The sequence below is a fragment of the Aeromonas molluscorum 848 genome, from assembly GCF_000388115.1.
Taxonomy (GTDB): domain Bacteria; phylum Pseudomonadota; class Gammaproteobacteria; order Enterobacterales; family Aeromonadaceae; genus Aeromonas; species Aeromonas molluscorum.
On sequence record NZ_AQGQ01000064.1, the window covers coordinates 1 to 20,275 of the forward strand.

At 60.5% G+C, this 20,275-nt stretch carries 14 protein-coding genes and 2 pseudogenes; 10 read left to right on the top strand and 6 right to left on the bottom strand.

From position 1 onward, the window contains the following. Window positions 1-10 precede the first annotated feature (10 nt). Together G113_RS10525 and G113_RS10530 are read left to right on the top strand one after the other, a co-directional pair. Window positions 11-1,993, top strand: a complete 1,983-nt coding sequence (locus G113_RS10525; RefSeq protein ID WP_005901003.1) for an alkyl/aryl-sulfatase — start codon at window positions 11-13, stop codon at window positions 1,991-1,993. Beyond that, on the top strand, window positions 1,990-2,520 hold the full coding sequence (locus tag G113_RS10530) for a hypothetical protein (protein WP_005901004.1): 531 nt from the start codon (window positions 1,990-1,992) through the stop codon (window positions 2,518-2,520). The genes G113_RS10525 and G113_RS10530 overlap by 4 nt, the downstream gene beginning before the upstream one ends. Window positions 2,521-2,626: 106 nt before the next feature. Here the strand turns inward: G113_RS10530 and tpx are convergent, their stop codons facing one another. After that, window positions 2,627-3,130 carry a thiol peroxidase gene (gene tpx, locus G113_RS10535; RefSeq protein WP_005901005.1) on the bottom strand — a complete coding sequence of 168 codons (504 nt, stop codon included), beginning with the start codon at window positions 3,128-3,130 and terminating at the stop codon, window positions 2,627-2,629. A 222-nt stretch (window positions 3,131-3,352) separates the two neighbouring features. On the opposite strand from tpx, the pseudogene G113_RS10540 reads away from it, so the two are divergent. Next, window positions 3,353-5,780: pseudogene (locus G113_RS10540) on the top strand (zinc/cadmium/mercury/lead-transporting ATPase). Window positions 5,781-5,915: 135 nt separating this feature from the next. On the opposite strand, the pseudogene pulA reads toward G113_RS10540, so the two are convergent. After that, window positions 5,916-9,191: pseudogene (gene pulA, locus G113_RS10545) on the bottom strand (pullulanase-type alpha-1,6-glucosidase); the annotation flags it as partial. A gap of 273 nt (window positions 9,192-9,464) precedes the next feature. Between pulA and G113_RS10550 the strand changes: the two are divergent. Both G113_RS10550 and G113_RS10555 read left to right on the top strand, forming a co-directional pair. Further along, window positions 9,465-9,857 carry a hypothetical protein gene (locus G113_RS10550; protein WP_005901009.1) on the top strand — a complete coding sequence of 131 codons (393 nt, stop codon included), beginning with the start codon at window positions 9,465-9,467 and terminating at the stop codon, window positions 9,855-9,857. 155 nt (window positions 9,858-10,012) lie between these two features. Further along, entirely contained in the window at window positions 10,013-11,209 is a 1,197-nt protein-coding gene (locus tag G113_RS10555; RefSeq protein ID WP_005901011.1) for an amino acid aminotransferase, read from the top strand. A 99-nt stretch (window positions 11,210-11,308) separates the two neighbouring features. On the opposite strand, the gene G113_RS10560 is transcribed toward G113_RS10555, so the two are convergent. Beyond that, window positions 11,309-11,650 carry an AzlD domain-containing protein gene (locus G113_RS10560; RefSeq protein WP_005901014.1) on the bottom strand — a complete coding sequence of 114 codons (342 nt, stop codon included), beginning with the start codon at window positions 11,648-11,650 and terminating at the stop codon, window positions 11,309-11,311. Window positions 11,651-11,708: 58 nt separating this feature from the next. After that, entirely contained in the window at window positions 11,709-12,431 is a 723-nt protein-coding gene (locus G113_RS10565) for an AzlC family ABC transporter permease (RefSeq protein ID WP_005901016.1), read from the bottom strand. Window positions 12,432-12,950: 519 nt separating this feature from the next. On the opposite strand from G113_RS10565, the gene G113_RS10570 reads away from it, so the two are divergent. The 5 genes from G113_RS10570 to G113_RS10590 are packed head-to-tail and all read left to right on the top strand — an operon-like array spanning window position 12,951 to window position 18,276. Next, window positions 12,951-14,081 carry an AI-2E family transporter gene (locus tag G113_RS10570; protein ID WP_005901018.1) on the top strand — a complete coding sequence of 377 codons (1,131 nt, stop codon included), beginning with the start codon at window positions 12,951-12,953 and terminating at the stop codon, window positions 14,079-14,081. After that, complete coding sequence (locus G113_RS10575; protein WP_005901020.1) at window positions 14,071-15,615, top strand: TolC family protein; 1,545 nt, start codon at window positions 14,071-14,073, stop codon at window positions 15,613-15,615. The genes G113_RS10570 and G113_RS10575 overlap by 11 nt, the downstream gene beginning before the upstream one ends. A gap of 18 nt (window positions 15,616-15,633) precedes the next feature. Beyond that, complete coding sequence (locus tag G113_RS10580) at window positions 15,634-16,770, top strand: HlyD family secretion protein (RefSeq protein ID WP_005901022.1); 1,137 nt, start codon at window positions 15,634-15,636, stop codon at window positions 16,768-16,770. Between the two features lie 16 nt (window positions 16,771-16,786). Beyond that, a complete protein-coding gene (locus G113_RS10585; RefSeq protein WP_005901025.1) occupies window positions 16,787-17,833 on the top strand; it encodes a DUF2955 domain-containing protein in 1,047 nt (348 codons plus the stop codon). Beyond that, entirely contained in the window at window positions 17,830-18,276 is a 447-nt protein-coding gene (locus G113_RS10590; RefSeq protein WP_005901027.1) for an ion channel, read from the top strand. The genes G113_RS10585 and G113_RS10590 overlap by 4 nt, the downstream gene beginning before the upstream one ends. A 64-nt stretch (window positions 18,277-18,340) precedes the next feature. On the opposite strand, the gene G113_RS10595 is transcribed toward G113_RS10590, so the two are convergent. Both G113_RS10595 and G113_RS10600 read right to left on the bottom strand, forming a co-directional pair. After that, window positions 18,341-18,820 (bottom strand): L,D-transpeptidase family protein, encoded by a 480-nt coding sequence (locus tag G113_RS10595; RefSeq protein ID WP_040319123.1) that lies wholly within the window; start codon window positions 18,818-18,820, stop codon window positions 18,341-18,343. Between the two features lie 466 nt (window positions 18,821-19,286). Continuing rightward, the coding region (locus G113_RS10600; RefSeq protein ID WP_040319124.1) for an HlyD family secretion protein at window positions 19,287-20,275 on the bottom strand (989 nt) is incomplete at its 5' end.

Sequence of the window (20,275 nt, forward strand, 5' to 3'; positions counted from 1 at the left end):
CCCTAGATAAATGACGCCAGCCAAAGTCCCCACTAAACGCCTGTTAACCCTGATAATTGCCACTCTTTGTCTCAATTCCAACGCCGCCTTCGCCCTGGTCGATGCCAAGCCGGCCAGTGCGAGTACCATCAAGGCGAACGAGGCGGTCAAGACTCAGCTTCCCTTCAACGACAAGCAGGATTTTGCCGATGCGGCGCGCGGCTTCATCGCCAAGCCAGAGACCCTGACCATCAAGGATGACAAAGGTAACGTCGTCTGGGATCAGGAGCAGTACAAGACCTATATAGGACTGGATAAAGCCGCCCCTGATACGGTCAACCCCAGCCTGTGGCGTAACGCCCAGCTCACCATGCAGTACGGCCTGTTCAAGGTCACCGACGACATTTTCCAGGTCCGCGGCTTCGATCTGTCCAACATCACCTTCATCAAGGGCGACAAGGGTTGGATCGTCTTCGACCCGCTCATCTCGCCAGACACCGCCAAGGCGGCCCTGGCCTTCATCAACGAGAAGGAAGGCAAGCGTCCCGTGCTCGCGGTGATCTACAGCCACAGTCACGTTGACCACTACGGTGGCGCCGCCGGTCTGTTCAGCACCCCTGAGGAGCGGAAAAATGCCCAGGTCATCGCCCCGGAAGGCTTCACAGAGCATGCCGTCTCCGAGAACGTGATCGCGGGCAATGCCATGGGCCGCCGCGCCGTTTACATGTATGGCGCCCTGCTGCCCCGCAATGCCCAGGGCGGCGTCAACGGCGGGCTGGGCCAGACGGTCTCCACTGGCGTACCCTCTTTGATCGTGCCCACCAAGCTGATCACCAAGACGGGTGAAGAACTCGATATCGATGGCGTCAAGATGGTCTTCCAGATGACGCCGGGGACAGAAGCCCCTGCCGAGATGAACACCTGGTTCCCGCAGCACAAGGCGCTGTGGATGGCGGAGAACACCACCAACACAATGCACAACATCCTGACCCTGCGCGGTGCCCAGGTACGGGATGCGTTGAAGTGGTCAACCTATCTGAATGAAACCATCGAGACCTGGGGCGACCAGGTAGAGGTCAAGTTCCAGAGTCACCACTGGCCACGCTGGGATAACGCCAACATTGTCGATTACTTCAAGAAGCAGCGTGACCTCTACAAGTACATCCATGATCAGTCGGTACGCCTGATGAACATGGGCTACACGGGCGAGGAGATCTCGGAGCAGATCAAGCTGCCGCCGGAGCTCGAAAACTTCTGGCCGAACCGTGGCTACTACGGCACCCTGCGCCATAACAGCCGAGCCATCTATCAGCGCTACATGGGCTGGTATTCGGGCAATCCGTCCGATCTGGACAACTTGCCGCCGGAAATGGTGGGCCCCAAATACATCGAGTTCATGGGGGGCGAAGCCGAGGTATTGAAGAAAGCCAAGGCCTCCTTCGATAAAGGGGAGTACCGCTGGGTCGCCGAAGTGCTCAAGCATCTGGTATTTGCCAACCCCAACAACAAAGAAGGCAAGCTGCTGCTGGCCGATACCCTGGAGCAGCTGGGCTATCAGGCCGAGTCAGGTCCCTGGCGTTCCGTCTACCTGCAGGGGGCCTACGAACTGCGCAATGGCGTCCCCACTGCGGGCGGTACCAACACGGCGTCTCCCGACACCATACGCGCCATGCCGCCCAGCATGCTGTTCGACTATCTGGCAGTGCGCCTGAATCCGGAGAAAGCCGCCGGCAAGCAGATGACCATCAACATCGACTTCACCGATATCAATGAGAAACACTCATTGAATATCGAGAATGCGGTGTTGAACCACACGACCCGCTATGCCGACAAGCCGGATACCACTGTGACCCTGACCAAGAAGGTACTGGATGACATCCAGCTGGGGCAAACCACCCTGGAGCAGGAGATCGCCAGCGGCCAGGTCAAGATCACCGGCGACAGCAAGAAGTTCAGCGAGTTCGTCGGCATGCTGGACAAGTTCAACTTCTGGTTCAACATAGTGACCCCATGAGCAAACTAGCCGTCAGACTGCTGTTCTGCGCCATGGCCACGGGGCCCGCCCCCCTGGCCATGGCCTGCGGCTACGATGCCATTTACCCCAACCCCTTCGAGCAGAGCTGGCCGGGTTCGCTCGATATCGCCATCGCCACGGCGACGGCCGTTTCGAGTCAGGATCTCGCACCTGTGGCCAAGATGGTCGGGCCAGATGGCTTCAACCGCAGTTATCAGTGGCTCAATCAGTTGAAAGGAGTCCTGAAGCAGGGTGCCCTGCCAGGCAATGTCTCCATCCTGCTGGTAGATTCGGGGCTCTGGTCCCGGGTCAGGGGCAAGGAGGTCTTGCTGTTGCAGACGCACACCAAGGGGCCTGCCAAACGGGATCGGGTTGTGTTGACCAGCGAGGCTGGCATCCAGGCGTTGCTGTCGGGCCAACTCTCGGTCGCGCAGGCAAAACAGCTTGGGTTACTGGTGATCGAGGATGACCCGGATGATGCTTTTTCGCAGAGTCTGGATCGCGCCCTGAGCCAAGCAACCAGCTAGTTGAACATCGCTATCCGATACATACAAAAAGGGCCCGCTACGTTGCGGGCCCTTTCTATTTCAGTCACTTGGCTTTGTTCAAGCCAATGACCTCGCTGGCGACCTATCAGGCCAGGGCTGCCAGAGCCGCGGCGTAGTTCGGCTCGTCGGCCACTTCGGCTACCAGTTCGCTGTGCAGCACCTTGTCGTGTTCATCCAGCACCACGATGCCGCGGGCAGCCAGACCGACCAGCGGACCGGAAGAGAAGGCGACACCGTAGTCTTGCAGGAAGGAGACGCCACGCATGGTGGAGAGGCTAACAACCTTGTCCAGCCCTTCGGCGCCGCAGAAGCGGGACTGGGCGAACGGCAGATCGGCGGAGATGCACAGCACCACGGCGTTGTTCAGGGCGCTGGCCTGTTCGTTGAATTTACGCACGGAAGCGGCGCAGGTCGGGGTATCGACGCTCGGGAAGATATTCAGGATCTTGCGCTGACCGGCGAAGGTCGCCAGGGTCGCATCGGACAGGTCCTTGGCAACCAGGGAGAAGGGCTTGGCCTGCTCACCGGCAACGGGGAAGTGACCGGAAACGGAGACTGGGTTGCCTTGCAGGGTGACGGAATTGCTCATTTTATATGTCCTTGATGATGGGGGGAGGATCCAGGGTCCCAGTATAGGCGCAGCAGCAGGCGACAAACACCCGTCAATCACAGGGATATAAATCCTGGGCCACAACGCGCGCCCCACTAGGCAGAAACATAGGGGGCTTGACCTTGGACTTAACACCAAGGTTTACACTGTTGAGGTATTCAGGATCCCGTACGGGCGGGATCCATTCAAGAGGGACTCATCATGAGCAAATCCTGCTGCAACCATCAACACCCTACGCCCCCCATCAAGGGGATCAAACAGGCGACAAGCAATCAGACTCAGCATCGCCACGACAGCCACTGTTGTGACAATGCCGCACCGGTCAGCCGTTGCGCGAGCCAAGTGCCCCATGATCATCAGGATCAGGGGACGAGCGAATCGCTGGCGGATGAAGACCCCCCCAGAGGGCACCGACACAGTCAGGATGGCGGCTCTCTCCATTCATCTCACGATCATCAAGATGCTGCCGACGCCGAGCCCTCAATAGCGCCGGAACAGGGCAGTCGCCGCCATAGCTGGCAGGTGCTGGGGATGGATTGCCCCAGTTGCGCCCGCAAGATAGAAACCGCCGTCAGCCGGGTGGCCGGCGTGCAGCAGGCCCGGGTGCTGTTTGCCACCGAGAAGCTGGTGGTGGACCTGGCTCCTGGCCTCTCCCCCGACCCCATCACCGCCGCCGTGCTGACCGCCGGTTTTCGACTCAAGGGCGAGGCCCAGAACAAAACAGCCAACAGCAAGCCGCGCAGCCCCTGGCTGACACTGCTGGTCAAGTATTGGCAGCCACTCTCCCTGGCGGTGCTGATGGGGGTGGCTGCCCTGCTGCCCTCGTCAATTGGCCAGCCACTCTTTATCCTGGCGACCCTCTGGGGACTCTGGCCCGTCGCCCGCAAGGCGTGGGCCCTGATTCGAAGCGGCTCCCCCTTCGCCATCGAGACCCTGATGACGGTGGCCGCGCTCGGCGCCCTCTTCCTCGGCGAGACCGCCGAGGCGGCCATGGTGCTGCTGCTGTTCATGCTGGGGGAAACATCTGGAGGCCTACGCCGCCGGGCGCGCCCGCGCTGGCGTCACCGCCCTGATGGCGCTGGTGCCCGACCAGGCGGTACGCATTCGTAACGGGGCACAAGGCGAAGAGCGGGAAGAGGTCGCAGCCGCAGAGCTGCGCCCCGGCGACATCATAGAGATAGCCCCGGGCGCTCGCCTGCCCGCCGATGCTCGCCTGCTCGACGCCCTGGGTGCCTTTGACGAAAGCGCCCTGACCGGTGAATCCATCCCGGTGGAGCGTCGCCAGGGCGACAAAGTCCCCGCCGGCAGTCTGGCGGCGGACAGGGTGCTGCGCCTCGAAGTCGTCTCCGAGCCCGGCAACAACGCCATCGACCGCATCTTGCACCTCATCGAGGAGGCCGAGACCCAGCGCGCACCCATCGAGCGTTTCATCGATCGCTTCAGCCGCTGGTATACCCCGGCCATGATGCTGGTCGCCTTGCTGGTGGTGATAGTGCCGCCGCTGGCCTTCGGTCAGAGCTGGGATGAGTGGATCTATCGCGGACTGGCGTTGCTGCTCATCGGTTGCCCCTGCGCCCTGGTGATCTCGACCCCGGCGGCGGTCACCTCCGCCCTGGCGGCCGCAACCCGGCAGGGCGCGCTGATCAAGGGTGGCGCGGCGCTGGAGCGACTGGCCCATGTCGATACCATTGCCTTCGACAAGACCGGCACCCTGACCCTGGGCAAGCCACAGCTAACCGACTTCATCAGTCTGAACCGCCAGCCCGAGGCCGAGCTGCTGGCGCTGGCCGCCGCCATCGAGCAGGGTTCCCACCACCCGCTGGCCCGGGCCGTCGTCGCTGCGGCCAAGAAGCAAGGATTGACCCTGGCCGTAGCCCAGGATCTCCGTGCCCTGCCAGGGATGGGTGTCGAGGGTCGCATCGACGGCGCACTCTGGCAACTGCTGGCCCCGAGCAGGATCCCCCACCTGGGCGAGGCCATCCACCAGCAAGTGACTCGCCTGGAGGAGCAAGGCAAGACAGTGGTCATCCTCTGTTCGCTCCTCAATCACGCGGGCAATGAGGCGATCACGCAGGCAACGCCGATGGCGCTGCTGGCGCTGCGCGACCAGATCCGGCCCGAGGCGGCGGCGGCGCTGCAGGAGCTCAGGGCACTGGGGCTGCAAAGCATCATGCTGACCGGGGATAACCCTCGCGCCGCAGAGGCCATCGCCACCGAGCTTGGCATGGGCTGGCGCGCCAGTCTGTTGCCCGAGGGCAAGGTGGAGGAGATTGCCAAGCTGGCCAAACAGCAGAAGGTCGCCATGATAGGAGACGGCATCAACGATGCCCCCGCCATGAAACGGGCCAGTATCGGCATCGCCATGGGGGGCGGCACCGATGTGGCGCTGGAGACCGCCGACGCCGCTCTGACTCACAACCAGCTCGGCGGCATCGCCGCCATGATCCGCCTGTCGCGGGCCGCGCTGGCCAACATCCACCAGAACATAGCGCTGGCACTGGGGCTCAAAGCCATCTTCCTGGTCACCAGCCTGCTCGGTATTACCGGCTTGTGGATTGCGGTGCTGGCCGATACCGGTGCTACCGCCCTGGTGACGGCCAATGCGCTACGCCTGCTGCGCAAGCGCTGAGTCCCCTGTCCGTCACGCCTCAGTGGCGCTGATGCCAGGAATGAAAAAGCCAGCCCGAGGGGCTGGCTTTTATTTTCTGAGGCGGCGATGTGCGATTGCTACCCAGACTCCTGGTCAGGACAGCTTGGGTTAGCCTTTCTTGCCAACCGGCAGACCCGCGCCCTGGGCGCCACTCTGCGGCTTGACGAAGACGGCGGCCGACCAGGCCCCCAGAGTGAGGCTGCTGCCATTGGCCACGGCACCATTGGCGATGCTGTTGCTGCCATGGTGGGCCGGGCTCAGCTGCAGGCTGGTCAGATCGATGGGTTGATCCTTGCCGTCACGAAAATCGCCGATGCTCTGGGGAGCATTGGTGGCATTGATCATCACCACCAGACCGTCGATGGCCGGATCCAGATCCGCACCCGCATTGATGCCGTCATCCACCGTCATCACGATGAGGCCGGGCTCCTGATCCGGCCCGGTATTGCGAAAATCGACCCGCTTGATCACCTCGCTGCCACTGCCAAGACGCAGCAGACGGGAGGATTGACGCAGCTCGGCCAGCTCCTGATAAAACCCCATCATGATCTGCATCTCGGCCGTGCCAGGCTTGGCATGCTGGCCGAGTACCTGCTCGATCAATGGATAGTTGTCACCATCCTTGTCCTTGCGCGGCAAGCCCTTGTCGAAGTTGTTGTCGGCGAGGGTGTAGTCGACCCTGTTGTACCAGTCACCGGAGTCGTAGCTGTCCCGCTCCATGGATTTTGAGCGCAGCAACTCGCTGCCAGCATGGGTGAAAGGAATACCTTGCCCCAACATGGCGGTCGCCAGCGATACCCCCTGCATCCGCACCAAATTGGCACCGGCCGGCGCCTTGTAGACCAGGTTGTCGAACAGGGTCTGGTTGTCGTGCTTGGAGACGTAGTTCTGGATCTCGGTCGGATCCTGGGCGTAACCCGCCGCCTGACCGTTGTAGTCGATCTCCGACCCCTTCTTCGCCGCGCCATCCTTGTCGGTCAGCACGAACGCCTTGAGGTTGCCGGCCATGCCGAGGCGCACCAGATCGGACTGATGCAGCGCGGTCGCCAGATCGACGCCATCCAGCTCGTTGCCATCCACCAAGGCGCCGTTGCCAAAACCCTGGCTCTTGCGAATGCCTTCGCCGCCATCGAAGGGGCTGCCGCCACGGACCGCATCGCGCAACCGATCGGAGAAGGAGCCGATGCCGGTGCCAGCCAGGTGTTTCTGGGTCGCCTGCACGAAGCGCTTGTCATCGGCAACTTCACCGAAGTTCCAGCCCTCACCGTAGAAGTACATCTCGGGGTTGACCTTCTTCACCTCGACCAGGGCCTGCACTATCTGATCTTTCGGGTGGTGGCCCATCAGATCGAAGCGGAAGGCATCTATCTTGTAGTCCCGCGCCCAGGTCACCAGGGAATCATCGATCAGCTTGGCGAACATGGCGTGTTCCGGCGCCGTGTTGGAGCAGCAGGTGGAGCTCTCCACCGAGCCGGTCTCCGGATTCAGACGCTGGTAATACCAGGGCACTATCTTGTCGAGCACGGATTTCGGGCCCAGGCCCGCCTCGTTGGTGTGGTTGTAGACCACGTCCATCACCACGTTCATGCCGATGTCCTGCTTGATGGCCTGCACCATTTCGCGGAACTCCAGAATGCGCTGGCTACCCTCGGCGTTGGTGGCGTAGGAGCCTTCCGGGGTGGTGTAATGGTAAGGGTCATAACCCCAGTTGAAGGAGTCGACGCCGCGCAGATAGCCGTAAAGCTCCTGCACCACGGGGTTCTCCTTGCTGTCGGTCGCTTGCAGCTCGCCCAGCACGGCGGCTATGGTCTGACCGCCACCACAATGGCCGGCAAACTTGGAACTCTTGACCTCGGCATTGACCTCGCATAGCTTGCTGAAGTCGTCGCCGATGTTGGCGACCTTGGCCGGATCCTCGTTGATGGTGGCGATGTCGAACACCGGCAGCAGGTGCAGGTGGCTGACGCCGCTTTTGGCCAGGGCTTGCAGGTGCTTGACCGGTACGCTGTCACTGTCGGTCAGTCCGAGGAACTTGCCTCTGTGCGCAGGGGCAGTGGACTCGTCGTTGCCGGTCAAGTCCCGGATATGGGCCTCATAGATGGTGATGTCGGCGGGATTGGCCTGGCTGTGGGGGGCCTTGAGGCTGTCCCAACCTTCGGGTTTCAGGGCAGGATCGTTGAGATCCACCACCTGACTGAACTCGGAGTTCATCGCCAGGCTAAGGGAGTAAGGGTCGGTCACCTGATAGGATTCCAGCTTGCGGCTGAGCGGGTGATAGACCTGGACGTCGTAGCGGTAGAACTTGCCGATCAGATCGCTGCCGCCCTGCAGGCTCCAGCTGCCGCTGGCCTCGTCCAGGGTCATGGTACGCTCGCCGAGGGACTGGTGCTGCTCGTCGAACAGTGCCAGCTTGACCGACTTGGCGGTCGGCGCCCACAGCCGGAAGGTGACATTGCCCCCCTCGACCACGGCACCATAGGTCAGCTTGGTGGCTGCTTCACTGTAGAGGGCATCGAGGGCGCCGGCGCTCTGCACCAGGGTCGCCCCCTGCAAGATACCGTCGGCATCGGTGCCGATGGCCACCAGCTCACCCTTGAGCAGCGGCTTGAGGTTCTTGCCAGCCGGCAGGGCGAAGGCGGCGGCATCTTTGAGATGCGGATACTTGGCCTGCTGCTCGGCAGTCAGGCTGGTCGGGGTAAGGGTGATGTAGGGGAAGTCGAATACCCCTTCCGCATTGGCCTTGATGGTGCCGGATTCGGTGTAATAGAGGCGCACATGGGGTTTATCCTTGCCCCCCTGCCAGATCAGGGTGTTGCCATCGATCAGATGGGCACTGGCTCCCGCCACCCCGAAAGCCGCACTGAATGCCTCGGCCCGGCTACCATAAATATCCCCCTTGCCTGCCAGTATGGCGACGGTGCGATCCGGATGATCCTCGAAAATCAACTTCATGTCGCTCCCGGTCAGATTGGCCATCTCGCCGTTACGGGCAATGAAGTTGAGGCAACCTGCCAGCTTGTCGAGGGGCACCACCCAGGCCGGGCCGAAGCTGTCGGCACTGGCCGGCGTCTTGCTCCCGTCATCCCAGTCCGCGTTCAAGCCGCTGGCGGCGGTGGCATTGCAGACATCGTTGTTCCACAGGTGCAGACTGTAGTTGGCAAAGGGTCCCTCAACCCCGCGCGCCGCTACCGACTGGGTATCCACCAGAGCGATCACCGCCTCATTTGGTCCCGCCACCAGCAACTCCCTGGGAGGGTCTACCTTGGGCAGCCGGGCAACCGGATCGGCGCCACTACCATTATCGTTATCGGAGCCGCTGCCATTGCAGCCGGACAATAGGGTCAGCAGTGAGGCTGTTACCAGCGCCACTTTGGTCATCTTCATATCCATGTTTTTTATTATTCCCGCTGTGTGAGTCCCGACGGTCGAGACGTCCAGGCCCGGTCAGTGCCGAGCAGCACCATATTAATCAGCGGCCCAGGATGCGAACGTGAGCGGTTTTGCATAAAAGTCATACACTTTCAATAAGATAACGTTTTCATAACAGAAGTTGGATCGGGCTCACAGACTCGACTGCCGATCAGGGCCATACCGGGGGATGCGCTTAGCGATACTGTAGAAAACCAATTAAAAATCAAATGGATGAAATTGGAGGCAAGGCATATGAAGTCCATTGAGGAACAGGCCAGTCGGTTGGACAAGGAGTATCTGGCGATAACACTACTGTTTGACCAATTTTGCCAGCAGGCAGTCGTGCTCGCCGAGCAGTACCACTTCTTTTGCTGGCCCGATGATGAGGAAGCCAGGCCCCAATGCCGGGCCTTCACCCTGTTTGGCGAGGATCGCGAGCTGGTGCTCCATTGCCAGGCGGGAGAGAGCGGTGCCTTGATAGGTTTCGCTCGCATACGAGATGGCGAGGGCAGGTTGCTTGCCAGCCTGGGCTTTGATGCAGAAGGTCAATTGTTGCTGAGCCGGGGTCGTTTGCTGGACCAGGCTGCCGACCAACTGCTTGGTCTGCTGCTCGGTGCCATGGTGCCCCTTCCCCCTGCGCCATGAACCCTGTCCTGAACCGCCAGCACCCCTTTACAGCAAAGAGAACAATCCAGGCCCGTGGTGGCCTGCATCGGACTTGAGCCCTCGCCTGCTTTGCGCCATCATGACCCTCGAACGCTTACCCTCTGGATCTGGATTCCATTTAGCAAGGACCCCCCATGTTTGAACACGTCGATGCCTATGCTGGCGACCCCATACTGACCCTGGTCGAGACCTTTCACAAAGACACCCGCGAGCAGAAGGTGAATCTGGGGATAGGTCTCTATTACGACGAGCAGGGCCGCATTCCGCTGCTGCCGTCGGTGCAGCAGGCAGAAGCCCAGCGCGCCAGCGCGCCAGCAGCGCGCCCCTACCAGCCGATGGAGGGGGCAGCCAACTACCGCACCGCCGTCCAGCACCTGCTGTTCGGTGCCGACCACGAAGCGGTCAAGGCCGGGCGCATCGCCACCATCCAGACCATAGGTGGCTCGGGGGCGCTGAAGATCGGCGCCGATCTGCTCAAGCGCTACTTCCCGACCTCGGAGGTGTGGGTCAGCAATCCGACCTGGGACAACCACAAGGCGATGTTCGAGGGGGCCGGCATCAAGGTGCACGACTACCCCTACTATGACGAAACCAGTGGCGGTCTGAACTTCGAAGCCATGATCGACTGTCTGAGCGCACTGCCCGCCAAGAGCATAGTGCTGCTGCATCCTTGCTGTCATAACCCGACCGGCGTGGATCTCTCCCGCGCCCAATGGGATCAGGTGATTGCCCTGGTGGTCGAGCAGAACCTCATTCCCTTCATGGACATCGCCTATCAGGGCTTCGGCGACGGGCTGGAAGAGGATGCCTACGCCATTCGCGCCATGCTGAACGCAGGTGTCAGCTTCTTTGTCAGCAACTCGTTTTCCAAGAACCTCTCCTTCTACGGCGAGCGCTGTGGCGGCCTGTCGATCATCTGCAAAGATGCCGAAGAGGCGAGCCGAGTGCTGGGCCAGATGAAGGCCACCGTGCGCCGCAACTACTCCAGCCCGCCCACCCACGGCGGTCAAATCACTGCGGCGGTGATGAACCAGCCCGAGCTGCGCGCCCTCTGGCTCGACGAGGTGACCGAGATGCGCACCCGCATCAAGGCCATGCGCCAGAAGCTGTTTGAGGTGCTCAGCGCCAGACTGCCTGGCCGGGATGTCAGCTACTTCATCAGCCAGCGGGGCATGTTCAGCTATACCGGCCTGACCCCAAGCCAGGTCGATCGCCTGCGCGAGGAGTTCGCCGTCTATCTGGTGCGCTCGGGCCGCATGTGCGTGGCGGGGCTCAATACCCGCAATGTGGAATACGTAGCCGACGCCTTCGCAGCCGTGCTCAAGGATTAAGACCCCGCGTATTCCTTGCCGCTGAAAATCCTCACGAAAGAGCCCCGCCATTGCGGGGCTCTTGCTATGGGGGATAGATGATGGTTTACGCCATCGCGCTCAGGGCAGCATGGCCCACAAGGCATGAGCGCCCCCTAGCCAGCGCAGCAGGAAGAAGCCCCCCATGCCAATCACCACCACCGCCAGCGTCGGCAGACGCAGCAAGGTCAGCAGCGTCACCAGTACGGCGGCCAGCAGGTAATCTAGATCCCAGCTCAGACCCGTCGCAGGCTCATAACTGAAGACGATGGGCAACCAGATGGCCGTCAGCACCGACTGGGCGGAGAAGCTGAGGAAGGTGCCCATCTCCTCCCCCGGCTGATAGCGAGTCAGACGGGAGAAAAAGGCAAAACGGTTGAAGAAGGTGATCATGGCCAGCAGGCCTATCATGAGCCAGCTCATCTCAGTATCTCCCCCCAGGGCCGCACAGAGACGCACACTTTCATGAAGATCTTCATCGTCAATCCCTCGCCCGTTGCAACAGATAGCCCACCAACATGCCCGCCAGTGAGGAGATGATGATGTACACCTCGGCGAACCACTGCTTGGTGATGACGGCCAGGCCGCCGCTGACCAGCGTGGCGGCCACCATGGGCATATTCTTCATGGCCGGGATTGTCATGGCGATAAAGGTGGCGGCAATTGCAAAGTCGAGGCCGAGTTGTTCCAACCCCTGAATGTACTGACCAGCGGCGATGCCAATCAGGGTCGCCAGGTTCCAGAACAGGTAGAAGACAACCCCGGCCACCAGGGCATAAGCGGGATTGAATACCCCCTGACGCTCCCTGTCTTTGAGGGCCACCGCAAACATCTCATCGGTGAGGAAGAAGGCGAGCCCGACGCGCCAGCGCAGGGGCAGTCCTATCACCTCGCGCCTGAAGGTGAAACCATAGAGGAAGTGCTGGGAGGTGATGACGAAGGTAGAGCCCAGGATGGGCAGCAGAGGGGTTCCCGCTCCGAGCAAGGTACTGGCAGAGAGCTGGGCCGCCCCCGCAAATACCAGCAGTGACATCAGCTGGGCCTGTAATGGGCTGAGCCCCACCTGCAGCGCCAGAGCGCCGCAGAGGATCCCCCAGGGCACCACAGACACCGAGAGCGGCAATATATCCAGACTGGCCCGCAATAGGAGCGGACGGGAGAAGCGAAGCACCTCGGCAGGCTGCGACGCGGGAGCGATGGCCATATCTGTCATTCCATGACTTAAAGAACAGCAAACTATCACAGCCGGAGGATGGACTCTAACCCGGCAGCGCCGCAATCCAGTCATTGATAGTCCACTCGGCAGCGTCCCCCTGGCGCGCGAGCCCCCATACTTCTCGAGCGATCCGTTCTCTACCGTGGATTATTCGCAAACACCCCGGACTAATGACAGATAAATATGCCGCTATAAATGACTAGATAACCAAAATACATCATCTTTATGCTGCCCATATAAATATCAACGCTCGCCAGATTTCCTCATGCCCGGGCACCTTCAATAAGCGGGACCACGCACCTGGATGCATTGCTACAAACTCTGCAGTGGCGGCTTTCTTAATCTCATGCAAAATAATATATTGATTACTAACAACCTTTTTTAATCGATAACTGAGAAATAGAGATCTGGTTAAGCGTGGGGACAGGTAAATAATTAAAGAATGGCCCCCCTCAAAATAACCAATACTTGATTACCCCAACCTCACTTCCATCGCGAGAGCCTGATATGCAACAAGATACTAACCCCGAACTGGAACGCCGCTTGTTTAACAAGCTGCTGGACGTGCTTATCAAGGCGGGCCTGATCCTGGCTCTGGTTATCACCTGTTACGGTATTTTTTCCCCCTTCCTGACCCTGATGTTGTGGGCCTTGATCCTGGCGGTCACCCTCTACCCCTTCCATCAGAGGCTGGCGGCGCGACTCGGCAACCGCCAAGGCCGGGCAGCCACCTTGCTGGTGCTGTGCGGCATAGTCCTGATCGTGGGGCCCACGGCGATACTGACCAGCTCACTGGCCGACACCGTCACCAGCTTCGTCCATAACATGAAGGCCAACAGCCTGGTGATACCCATGCCTGCTGAATCCGTGGGCACCTGGCCTGTCGTTGGCAAGAAGGTTTACGCCGTCTGGCATCAGGCAGCGACCGATCTGCCCGCTTTCATTCAGAGCATGCAACCCAAAATAGGCAACATCGCCAAGGCGGCGCTTGGCATGGTGGCCAGCATGGGGACAGGTATGCTCCAGTTCATCCTCTCCTTCGTGGTCGCCGGCATTATCATGGCCTACGGCTTGCCGGGTCAGCAGAGCGCCCGAGCCATCTCGGCCCGCATCATGGGTGAAGGCCGGGGTGACGAGTTTGCCACCCTCTGTACCGCGACCATACGTGCCGTGGCACAAGGGGTCATCGGGGTGGCCTTCATCCAGGCCATCTTGCTCGGCCTCTCGGTCGCCATCGCGGGCATCCCGGCCCCGGGCGTGATTGCGCTGATCGCGCTGATCCTGGGCATTGCCCAAATTCCGGCCGCCGTCATCTTCATTCCTTGCGTCATCTATATCTGGAGCAGCGGTGACTACGCGACTGCCCCAGCCGTCGCCTACACAGCGCTGCTGGTCATCTCCGGCCTGGCCGACAACGTGCTCAAGCCCATGCTGCTTGGTCGTGGCGTCGATGCTCCTATGCCGATCATTCTGCTGGGTGCCCTGGGTGGCATGGTTTCAAGCGGCATACTCGGCATGTTCGTCGGGGCCGCCCTGCTCGCCATCGGCTACCAGATCTTCATGGCCTGGGTAGCAGGGGATCATCTCACTCCCCTGAGTAGCGCCCCCCAGGTGACAGAGCAGCAAGATGCCCCCTGAGCGATTGTCAGCCAGCAGCAACCACATCCGTTACCACAGGGCGCCCATCGGGGTGGCCCTGCTTGGTAGTCTACTGCTGAGTGCCTGCACCACCCTCGGGCCTGACTATGTCAGGCCCGAGGGTGGTGCCGTTACTCACTGGCAAGGTGGCTCAATCAAGCAGACCCAAGCCAGGCAATCAACCGAGCGGCTCGATGAGTGGTGGACCCAGCTTCAGGATCCCGTGCTCAATGCCCTGGTACAGGAAGCCCTGACCAAGAACCCCAGCGTGCGGGTCGCAGGCCTGCGCATTCTGGAGGCGAGGGCCCAACTCGGCATCGCCGACGCCAGCCGCTATCCCCAGTTGCAACAGGTGAGCGGCAGTGCCCTGCAGACCGGTCAGGTACGGGACGGCCCCGACAGCCACTTCATGAGCTATGGACTGGGTGCCAATCTCGGGTGGGAGATCGACTTTTGGGGTAAATTCCAGCGCAGCATAGAGGCGGCGGACGCCAGCTATTTCTCGACGCTCGCGCAATATGATGATGTGCAGGTGTTGATGGCGGCCCAGGTGGCCAGCCTCTATGTCAACATTCGCACCCTGGAGTCGCGCCTGCAGATATCCCGGGAAAACGCCCGGCTGCAAGCACGCAGTCTGGAGATCACCGAGAAGCTGTTTAAAAGCGGCAACAGCGACGAACTGGACGTACAGCAAGCCAAGACCCAATACCTGAGTACGCTATCGGGCATTCCGACCCTGGAAGCCAGTCTGCGTCAGGGGCAGAACGCCCTGAGCACGCTGCTGGCCCGCGCCCCCGGCCCCCTGCCGGAGATGGGCGCAGACACAGGTATCATCCCCCACGCCAAACTTACCTTGGCGGCGGACTTGCCTGCGGATCTCATTCGTCGCAGGCCGGATGTGCGCAGTGCCGAGCGGCTGATGGCGGCACAATCGGCCCTGATCGGCGTGAGTGAAGCAGAACTTTATCCCTCCCTCACCCTGCTCGGCTCGGTCGGTCTGTCGGCCACCTCGCTGTCGGGCAGCAGCTCCACCCTGGACTGGGGCATAGGCCCAAGTCTCAAGTGGAATGTGTTTGACCATGGCCTGCTCAGCAATGCGGTCCTGGTGCAGGATGCCCGCTTCCAGCAGCTCAAAGAGAGCTACCAGAATACCCTGCTCAGCGCCGCTCGCGAGATTGATGATGCCGCCATAGGTTTTGCCAAGAATGAGGAGCAGATCGTCCTGCTGGAACAGACAGAGCAGGCTGCCCGCCGCTCCCTCGACATCGCCAATATCCGTTATCGGGAAGGCATGGCGGACTTCCAGCGAGTGCTCGACTCCCAGCGCGCGCTGTTCAGCCAGCAGGAGCGCCTGGTCAGCAGCCGCGGCAATGTGATGCTCAGCCTGATCTCCCTCTACAAGGCGATGGGGGGTGGCTGGCAGCAAGGACGTAGCCGCCCTCTGCTCGACGAGCAGAGCCAGCAAGAGATGCAGTCGCGCAGTGACTGGGGTCCACTGTTGACCGATCCCCTGCCCAGCGCCGATGCCCCCTAATGTGATGACGAGAAGACCATGAGCCAAGATGCACCTATACCCTCAGCCAACCCGCCAGCGCCGCCGGCACCCAGCCCTCAACCGGGCAAGGGGAGCCGTATTGGCACCTTGCTGCTGCTTGCCCTGATCGGCATAAGCCTGTTGTGGTACTTCACCGCCGATCGCCTCACCCCTTACAGCTCCCAGGCCAGGGTGCAGGCCTTCGTGGTGCCCATCGCCGCCCAGGTGTCGGGTCAGGTGCAGAAGGTGCTGGTGAAGAACAACGAGGATGTCACCCTGGGGCAGCCGCTGTTCGAGATAGATCCCAGCCAGTACCAGATAGCCCTGCAAAGGGCCAGATCCGACTATGACTCTGTGCTGCGCTCAGTCAATGCCGCGGGGGCCGGTGTCATTGCCGCCGAAGCCTCCTTGCAGGCCGCCAAGGCCAATCGTCTCAAGGCAGAACAAGACGCCAATCGCCAGGAGCGGCTCTATGCCGAGGATCCCGGTGCCATATCGGTACGTCGGCTCGAAGTGACCAGGGCGACTCGGGTGCAGGCCCAGAGCCAGGTCAAGGCCGCCGAGGCCAGCCTTATCCAGGCCAAGGAAGCCGCAGGCAACAGCGGCGATAACAACTCCCAGCTAATCAGTGCCCGTTCCGCCATCGAAAAGGCTGAACTGGATCTCAGTCACACTCAGGTACTCGCTCCCTCCCGCGGTCTGGTCACCGATCTGCGCACCGATGCCGGTCAGTTCACATCGGCCGGCGCCCCAGCCATGACACTCATCGCCATCCACGACGTCTGGGTAAGCGCCGACATGACGGAGAACAATCTGGGTAATCTGGCCCCCGGCAATGAAGTGGCCATCGTGCTCGACGTCATGCCGGGCCGGGTACTAAAGGGCAAGGTCCGCAGCCTGGGCAACGGGGTCAGCTCCGGCTCGCAGAGTGCGGCAGGCAGTCTGCCCACAGTGCAAAACAACCGTGACTGGCTGCGTCAGGCGCAGCGCTTCCCGGTCGCCATCGAGTTTGAACAAGGCGAGCTCAAGGGCATTCAGGGGATCCGGGTTGGCGGCCAGGCCGAAGTGCTGGTTTACAGCGGCGACAACTGGCTAATGAATGGCTTGGGGACTGGCTTTATCAGGCTGATGAGCCTGCTTTCCTACCTCTATTGAGCGGCAAACGAATGCAATGTGGAGCAACCCCCTGATGCACAGGGCTGACAAGGCAGTACTGCGTCTCACCCTGGGACTTGGCCTCAGTGTCCTCATCACTTATGGCCTGGCCCTGCCCCAGCCCCACTTGAGTTGCCTGGTGGTGATACTGCTGCTGTGCAAACCCGGCCCCCCCTTATCCCCGATCAAGGGGCTGCTGATGGGGGGCGTGCTCATGGGACTGATGGCCAGCGGCGTGCTGATGGTTCCCCTGCTCGAGCACTATGGGGCCAGCGCCCTGATGCTGATTGCCCTGATACTGTTTGGCCTCTTCTACCTTGGACTCAAGAGTGGCAACCCCTTGCTGACCCTGCTGGTCATCACCTTCACTCTGGTCCCGGTAGCCGGGGTGGCGGATCAGGCCCTCGCCTTCATGGTGATCCAGGCGCTGGCGACCGGGGTCATGCTGGGGGCCTTCATCGGCACCGTCTCTCACAACCTGTTTCCCGATGAGCCGAGTCAGGGGGCCAAACCTGCCTATCTCAGCCCCGAGAATGCAAGCTGGGTGGCGCTGCGGGCCGTCATCATAGTGCTGCCGATCCTGGTGTTGGCGCTGCAAGATCCCTCCCACTATCTGGCCGCCATCATGAAGACGGTGGCGCTGAGCCAGCAGGCCTGCACCACCAATGCCCGCAATGCAGGCAAGGAGCTGATTGGTTCAACGCTGGTCGGTGCCCTGGTAGCCGCCATCGCCTGGTCCGGACTCGCCCTCTGGCCCAATCTCTGGATGCTGATGTTGTGGGTCATGGCCACCAGCCTCTGGCTCGGAGTTCGGCTATTCAGGATAAAGACGAGTCGGGTTGCCCCCTCTTTCTGGGTCAACGCCTTGATGACCATGATGATACTGCTGGGCCCCGCCATTCAGGACAGCGCCAACGGCAAGGATGTACTTCAGGCCTCCCTGTTCAGATTGGGCCTGTTCCTGCTCGTCGCCTGCTACGCATGGGGCGCCGTCTGGGTGCTTGAGCGCTGGCGCGCGGGTCGACACCTTCCACACACAATCAATCACGAGACGATGTCATGATATTGATGAACATGCTGGTGGGTCTGCCCACTATGCTTATCTGCCTCTCACTGCAAGCCACTGTGACCTTTTGGGCGGTGCGCTTCTATATCAACCAGGTTCATAACAATGCCAATCCGGGTTGGCTGGGACGTGGTGTCGGCCCCCTGCTAGTGGTCATGGTCTTGCTGATGTTGGGCAACTTCGTGCAGATCACGCTCTGGGGGGTACTGTTCCTCACTCTCGGCGAATTCGACCAGCTCTATGAGGCCATCTATCACTCGGGAGTCAACTTCACCTCCCTTGGCTATGGCGACATAGTGATGAGCTCCCACTGGAAGATGCTGGGCCCGCTTGAGGCAGCCAATGGCGTCTTGATGTTTGGTATGACAGGGGCGGCACTCATGGCCGTGCTGCAGGCGCTGATCAAGACCCAGATTGGCGCCAGGGTAAAACCCAATTAAGCCAGACAAGAGCCCAATAAAAAACGGCAGGCCAATGGCCTGCCGTTTTTATTCGTTTTTCCCCTCAGGGATTGATGATGATGGGGGTGCCGGGTTCGATGGCGCTCCACACCTCATCCATGTCCTTGTTGAGCATGGCGATGCAACCGTTGGTCCAGTTGGACGGTTGCAGGCTGGAGCCATTGCCGTTGCGCTGACCGTGGATCATGATCATGCCACCGGGGCGAACCCCGAGTTCATTGGCTGTCTTGATGTCATCCAGGCTCGGGTAATTGATGTGGATGGCACGATAGAAGTTGGAGTCACTCTTCTTGTAATCCAGCGTGTAACGCCCCTCGGGGGTGCGCTGATCGCCCTCCCGCTGCTTGTGACCCTTTGGAGCCGGGCCCAGGGCTATCCAGTAGCGTTTCAGCTCCTTGCCATCCTTCATCAGGCTCAGGCTATAGGAGGACTTGTTCACAATGACCATGTCGGCGCTCATGCCGAGACTGGCGAAACTCAACGCGGGCCACAGGCCCAGCACACATAATATTACGGCTCTCATTCCATCCCTCGACGAGCCTCTGTTGCGGGCTCTTGGTAGCACATCATCTGAATACCAGAGCTGGCTGGCGAGCGTCATGATATTGGATCGCCATCAATACTCAATATACCCGGAGAAACATATCAGGCGCCATCATGAGTCTATTTCCCGCGCCAGATTGGAAACCATAATCAAATCAGATGGGTACCCAGAGCACATCGTCAGTTGGTCCGGCGACGTACCCGCAGATGAATTCAAGGCCGACAGGAGGATCAATGGCTCCCGCGCCTACAGGGCGCTGATAACCGCAATCTCATTCAGTGTGGCGAGAATGAGGAGATGGACAGTGTGGCAGTACGGATACATAAGTCGATCATGTCAGATTAGGAAGCATGAACGGGCCCCTCTTTTACGACTTGACGACTTGACGACTTGACGAACATCAGATGAAAGCGCTGTACCCTCAATGGAAGCACAGCGCTTTGGCTCAATCAAACAACACTGTGACTGGTAGCCCCTCGACCAATAATCCCGAAGATAGCTTTTCATCCAGTGACAAAGCGACTTTGAGTGTCGCCTTCTCCCCCTCGAACGGGGCGGCCAGTTGAGCTGGCAACTTGTCAGCCAACTCTACCGGTCTGGCAACCCTCGCCGCCAGGCGCTCCCCGCTTGGCAGCTTGACGATCGCCTTGTGGCCCGTCTCCATCGAGGATAAATATTTGGGCAATACATAAGCAATGACCAAGGGATCCTCATGCTTGGAGATCAGAGCAAGCGGTGCGCCCGAAAAGACCCAGTCACCCTCTTGCACCAGCACATCAGAGACCCTTCCCGTTGCCGGAGCCCGTGGCTGTTGCTGCTTTGATATGGCCTCCATCTCCGTCAGCTCCTGCTCCAGAGAGTGTCGAGCACTGGCCAGTGGCCCCGTCAGGTGATCTTCTTGGATCTGCAGCTCTTGCAGCGTCTTTTCTGACCTGGCCTTTTGCAGTGAGATACGTGATTGAGTCCAGCTCAGCAGAGAACTGGCATACTCGGCACTGGATACCAGTTTTTCCTTCCTGTAGTCCGCGTACTCCTTATAAATCCCTTCCTGCTCACGGGTGCCTCGCTCAGCAATGCTGATCTGCTCATCCAGGTTGTTCAATATCGCCTGCTCGGCTACCCCCTTGTCCAGCTCAATCGACTTCAGGCGAATCCTTCTCCCTTCGATGTTGGCCTGGAGCGTCGGTGACTCGAAGCGCATCAATGTATCTCCTTGCGAGACGGATTGGCCGGGAGTCACATAGATACTTCTGATGAAACCATCACCATTGGCCACCACCAGCTGAGGCTCGGTCGTGATGATGGCTGGCGCCTCTGTCAGCCACCACTCTCGCCCCAGATACCAGAGCAGTATGATAACGGGGCTGAATGCCAGCAGCAGGATGAGATACCAGCGAGCCCGAAATGCGAGGCGCTTGGCAGGGGCATACAAGT